Annotated in this window: 4 protein-coding genes; 3 read left to right on the top strand and 1 reads right to left on the bottom strand. The window is 65.3% G+C overall.

Features of this window, described 5'->3' with window-relative positions; genetic code table 11:
- From FJ222_11985 to FJ222_11995, 3 genes are all read left to right on the top strand, one after another.
- Positions 1 to 855 (top strand): methionine adenosyltransferase (locus tag FJ222_11985; GenBank protein MBM4165141.1); only part of this gene is annotated, 855 nt, incomplete at its 5' end.
- A 49-nt stretch (positions 856 to 904) separates the two neighbouring features.
- A complete protein-coding gene (locus FJ222_11990; GenBank protein ID MBM4165142.1) occupies positions 905 to 2302 on the top strand; it encodes an adenosylhomocysteinase in 1398 nt (465 codons plus the stop codon).
- 18 nt (positions 2303 to 2320) lie between these two features.
- Entirely contained in the window at positions 2321 to 3475 is a 1155-nt protein-coding gene (locus tag FJ222_11995) for an aminotransferase DegT (protein MBM4165143.1), read from the top strand.
- On the opposite strand, the gene FJ222_12000 is transcribed toward FJ222_11995, so the two are convergent.
- Positions 3472 to 4794, bottom strand: coding sequence for a DUF255 domain-containing protein (locus FJ222_12000; protein MBM4165144.1), 1323 nt, complete (start codon positions 4792 to 4794; stop codon positions 3472 to 3474). The two genes, FJ222_11995 and FJ222_12000, sit on opposite strands and share 4 nt — an antisense overlap.
- Positions 4795 to 5052 lie beyond the last annotated feature (258 nt).

Raw genomic sequence — 5052 nt, forward strand, 5'->3', positions numbered from 1 at the left:
CGGCCCGAGGACCAGGGCGCCGGCGACCAGGGGATGATGTTCGGCTACGCCTCCCGCGCGACCCCCGAGCTCATGCCGGCCCCGATCATCCTGTCGCACCGGTTGCTGGAACGGTGTGCCGCCCTGCGCAAATCCGGCGAGATCGCCTACCTGGAACCCGACTCCAAAGCTCAGGTCTCCGTCCTGCACGAGAATGGCAACCCGATCGCGATCACCACCGTGGTCATCTCGCACCAGACCGCCGACGTGCCGCTGAAGCGCATCCAGAAGGACCTCAAGGAGGTCGCGATCGAGGTGCTGCGTCCGACCGGGCTGCTGACCAACACAACCGAATGGTACATCAATCCCACCGGCCGATTCGTCATTGGCGGACCGCAGGGCGATTCCGGCGTCACCGGCCGCAAGATCATCGTGGACACCTATGGCGGCGTCGGGTCGCACGGTGGCGGCGCCTTCTCTGGCAAGGACCCCTCCAAGGTTGACCGTTCGGCAGCCTACTACGCGCGCTATGCGGCAAAGAACATCGTCGCCGCCGGGCTGGCCGAGAAGTGCGAGATTCAGGTGGCTTACGCCATCGGCGTGGCCAAACCCCTCTCGATCAACATCTCGACCTATGGCACGGCGACCGTGGACGAGGCGATCATCGCTCAGGTGTTGGCCGCCGGCGAAATCTTCGATTTCCGCCCGGCCGCGTTGATCCAAGATCTCGGGCTGACGGCGCCCAAGGGCTGGAGTTACCGCCAGACCGCCAGCTACGGCCACTTCGGGCGCAAGCAGTTCCCGTGGGAGCGGACCGACCGCGTGGAGGTCCTCCGCGAGGCGTGCGGGCTCGCCCGCAAAACGAAGAAACGCTAGACCGTGCATCGACCCTCAACCGCACCCCGTGCCTCCGAAAGGTTCCCCCATGCTCGCTTACAAGATCCGAGACATCGCCCTTGCCGACTGGGGCCGCCGCGCCATTGAGATCGCCGAGAAGGAGATGCCCGGTTTGATGACCACGCGCGCCAAATACGGCGCGCACAAGCCCCTCGCCGGGGCGCGCATCATGGGCAGTCTGCACATGACCGTGGAGACCGCCGTCTTGATCGAGACGCTCGCGGCTCTGGGCGCGGATGTTCGCTGGGCCTCCTGCAACATCTTTTCGACCCAGGATCACGCCGCCGCGGCCATCGCCGCGCGGGGCATCCCCGTCTTCGCCTGGAAGGGCGAGACTCTGGAGGAATACTGGTGGTGCACCAAGGCGGCGCTGACGTGGCCCGACGGTGGCGGCCCGGACCTGATCGTGGATGACGGCGGCGACGCCACGCTCTTCCTTCACCGGGGCTACGAGGCGATGACCCGTCCGGAGGTGATCAACGCGCCGACCGCCATCGAAGAGCTCGCCATCATCAACGCGCTGATTAAGCGGGTGCTCCAAGAGGAACCGACTTTTTTCAAGACCGCCGTCAAACGCTGGAAGGGCGTCTCCGAAGAGACCACCACCGGCGTTCACCGGCTCTACCAGATGGAGCAGGCGGGCACGCTCCTCGTCCCGGCAATCAACGTCAATGATTCGGTGACCAAGTCCAAATTTGACAACATTTACGGATGCCGTGAGTCGCTCGTCGACGGCATCAAGCGGGCGATGGATGTGATGATCTCGGGCAAGGTCGCCATGGTGTGCGGCTATGGCGATGTGGGCAAGGGATCGGCCGAATCGCTTCGCGGCCAGCACGCGCAGGTCTGGGTCTCGGAGATCGACCCCATCTGCGCCCTCCAGGCCTGCATGGCGGGGTTGAAGGTCACCACGGTTGAGGAGGCCCTCCCGGCGGCACAGATCTATGTGACCACGACCGGCAACTGCGACATCCTCACCGCCGAGCACATGTCGAAAATGCGCGATCAGGCGATCGTCTGCAACATCGGCCATTTTGACAACGAGATCCAGGTCGCGCGCCTCAAGGCGTGGCCCGGCGTGACCTGCGTCAACATCAAACCCCAGGTCGACAAGTACATTTTCCCCGACGGCCACTGCATCTATCTGCTGGCCGAAGGGCGCCTGGTCAACCTCGGTTGCGCCACCGGCCATCCGTCGTTTGTGATGTCCAGTTCGTTCACCAACCAGACCCTCGCCCAGATCTCCCTGTGGACGGAGAAGCACGCGATTGGCGTCTCGCGGCTGCCGAAGAAGCTCGACGAGGAGGTTGCGCGGATGCACCTCGATCACCTCGGCGCGAAACTCACGACCCTCACGGCGCAGCAGGCCGACTACATCGGCGTCCCGGTTGACGGGCCCTATAAGGCCGAGCATTACCGTTACTGATCCGCATGGCCATGCGTTATGCGTAAAAATCGCCTGTTCTTGTCGCCCCCGTGCGTCGGCCCTGACGAACGCGCGTGTGTGGCGGAGGCGTTCGACAGCAATTACATTGCGCCGTGCGGGCCGCAGGTGGATGCGTTCGAGCGGGCCATGGCGGAGCGGACCGGCATTCCCCATGCGCTGGCGCTGTCCAGCGCCACGGCGGCGCTCCACCTGCTCTACCGCGAACTGGGCGCCGGGCCGGACGGCGCGGTCGTGGCGCCGACGCTGACGTTTGTGGCGAGTGTCGCGCCCGCCGTGCAGATGGGTGCCGAGGCGGTGCTGGTGGATTCGAACGAGGCGACCTGGACGCTCGATCCGGAACGCGCTGACGACGCGCTGCGGACGCTGGCGCGCGAGGGGCGGCGCGTCGCTGCGGTCGTGGCGGTCGATCTGTATGGACAGTGCTGTGACTACGACGCCCTGGACGCGGTCTGCAAGCGCCACGGCGTCCCGCTGATTATTGATGCGGCCGAAGCCCTGGGCGCGACCTATCGCGGACGCGCCGCCGGAGCGGCAGGCGCCGCCGCCGTCTATTCGTTCAATGGCAACAAAATCATCACGACCTCGGGCGGCGGGTTGCTGGCCTCGGCCGATGCCGCCTTGGTCGCGCGCGCGCGCCACCTCTCTCAGCAGGCCCGCGAGGACGAGGCGTGGTACGAGCATCGGACACTGGGGTACAATTACCGGATGAGCAATCTGGTGGCCGCCGTCGGCGTGGGGCAACTCCGCCATCTGGACGACATTGTCGCCAAGCGGCGGACGATTTGCGGGTGGTATCGCGAACGGCTGGCCGATGTGCCGCAGGTCCGGTTCATGCCCGAGGCGGCTTATGGAGCCGCCAGCCGCTGGCTGACCGTGGTTTGTTTTGACGGGGACGCGGAATCGGGGGAGTCGGGACGTCCGGGTGACACCAGCCAGCGAATCCGCCTCGCACTGGAGTCGGAGAACATCGAGGCTCGTCCGGTGTGGAAACCGATGCATCTCCAACCGGTCTTCCGCGGCGCGCGCACCTTTGGCGGCGGCATCGCCGAGCGCCTGTTCAGCCGCGGGCTGTGCCTCCCCTCTGGTACGGCAATGACCGAATCGGATTGCGACGAGGTTTGCGCGGTCATCCGGCGCGCGCTGGGCGCTTAAGGGTCGAGGATCACGATCGTCGGCAGGCCGAGGACGCCCAAGGCGTCAACCATCCCCTGCGCGGGTTCCTCGGTCGGACGCTCGGCCTGCACGCGTATCAGATGGTAGTCTCTCAACCGTTTCGCGACCGCAGGATCGCGGAAGGTCCGCTGTTCCATGACGTGGCAGTTCTTGCACCAGGTCGCCCAGAAGTCGACCATCAGCGGTTTGCCCGCCGCGCGCGCGGCCGCAATCTCACGCGCCCAGGCGACCGGGTCTCCCGCCGTGATCGAGTCGGCCGACGGTCTGGGGCGAAACCCCTGCCAGGCCATCCAGCCATACGTGACCGCCAGTCCCAGCACGAACACGCCCAACACCCGCTTGAGCGTCTCCATCCACCTCCCGGGCTTGGGCAGGCAGGAGAGCCCCATCCCGGCAAACGGCCACGGCAGCGCCATGCCGATGCCCAGCCCCAGCGGCAGCAGCGCGCCCGCCCGCACGCCCTGCGCGACGAGCGATGCGCTCAGGATGAGCACGGCCACCACAACCGGCGCCACGCAGGCCCCGGCCAGCAGCGCCGAGAAGCCGCCCGCGCCTGCGGCTGCGGCCAGCCCGCTGCGGCTGCCCGCTGCCGCCGAACGCTGCAGCCCTGAAAAATCAACCGTCAGCACGTCAAACAGCGCCAGCGCCAGCAGCACGAACACGCCGGCCACGACACCATTAAAGACCGGAGACCCCTGCAGGGCGCCGAAGACGCCCCCGGCCAGAACGGCAATCACGCCCATGACGCCGTAGACAACCGCAATGCCAATGCCGTAGGCCAGACCCAGCCAGAAACCGCGCCGTCCGCCCGATGCCGCACCGATGATCCCCAGATTCACGGGAATCATCGGCAGCACGCAGGGGGTGAGATTCAACAGGAGTCCTCCAATCAGGACGATGACGAAGGTCCAGACGATTCCGTGCCGCCGCAGAAACGCCGCCGGGTCGTGCGCGAATGATCGCAATCCGGATCCGCCGTCCGTCTGGACGCCCTCCAGCGCATCCAGTTCCGCGAGGAACGCCTGTGGCGCCCGATAGCCGATGACCCGTCCCCGTTCACGCAACCCCTCCAGCCAACCGCTTTCGGCCGATACCGACGCTGGTGCAGGCGACGCCACGGCCGCTGCCTCCGTCATGGAAGCGATCTGTCCCCAACCCCACAACGCGATCAACCCCGCAGCCAAGACCAACATCCGTTTCATAAGCAGTCTCCCTATCCACGCAGTCCCATATTTCAAACAATGTCCAGTGTAGTGCGGAAACAGACCTGCGTGCAAGTGGCATTTTGACAGACCCATGCTGATGCGGGCGGTGGGCTTGCCCGTGATTCATGGGCAGGACGCCCATGCCACAATATTTTTTCAAGCGCCGCAACCGGCTGTCCGTCTGCCATCGGAGGGCTCACATTCAGCCACCCCAGAAGCCGCACGAAAAAAATATCCATAATGTCTATTGACATACATCAGTATAAGCGTTATTCTCTTACACATTTCAAAGCGTAAGAGGGCACAGGGATGACGACAGAACAGCTAAACGCGGAGCTTGAAGGCCAGGAA

The organism is Lentisphaerota bacterium (assembly GCA_016873675.1).
Taxonomy (GTDB): Bacteria; Verrucomicrobiota; Kiritimatiellia; order RFP12; family JAAYNR01; genus VGWG01.